The organism is Citrobacter sp. VF227 (assembly GCF_052950715.1).
This window is the reverse complement of the sequence record NZ_JBRFVF010000439.1, coordinates 1-459: the sequence shown is the minus strand read 5'-3', so window position 1 is coordinate 459 and position 459 is coordinate 1. Positions and strand designations below refer to the sequence as shown.

The window sequence follows — 459 nt, the reverse complement described above, 5'->3', positions numbered from 1 at the left end:
CCTGCGCGCGCTGCGGGCGGGCGGCCAGTCCTACCTGTTCGCGGGCGACCGGGCGGTCGACTTCCCCCTGGCGGCCGCGAAGCTGCGCGCCCTGTTCGGGATCGAGCGGCTCCTCGTCGAGGGCGGCGGCCACATCAACGGGTCGATGCTGAAGGCCGGGCTCATCGACGAGCTGAGCCTGCTCCTCGTGCCCGCGGTCGATGGCCTGAGCGGGACGCCGGCGGTGTTCGACATCGGCGGCGAGGAGGCGGACACGATGGGCAGCCGCCGCAAGCTCGACCTGACGGCCTGCGGGCGCCTGTCCGACGGCGTCGTGTGGCTCCGCTACCGGATCACGCCGGTCGAGCCGCCGGCAGGCGAATGATGCTCGCCAGGAACGCGTCGTAGCCGGCCGCGACCGCCTCCGGCCGCTCGAAATGCGGGAAGGCGCCGGTCGGCAGGGTGTCGACGCGCCAGTTG

The 459-nt window shown here is 73.9% G+C and carries 1 protein-coding gene; it reads left to right on the top strand.

Going from position 1 to position 459, the window contains the following annotated elements:
* On the top strand, window positions 1-364 hold a 364-nt coding region (locus ACU8YC_RS27210; protein WP_446896289.1), incomplete at its 5' end, for a dihydrofolate reductase family protein.
* Window positions 365-459: the final 95 nt, after the last annotated feature.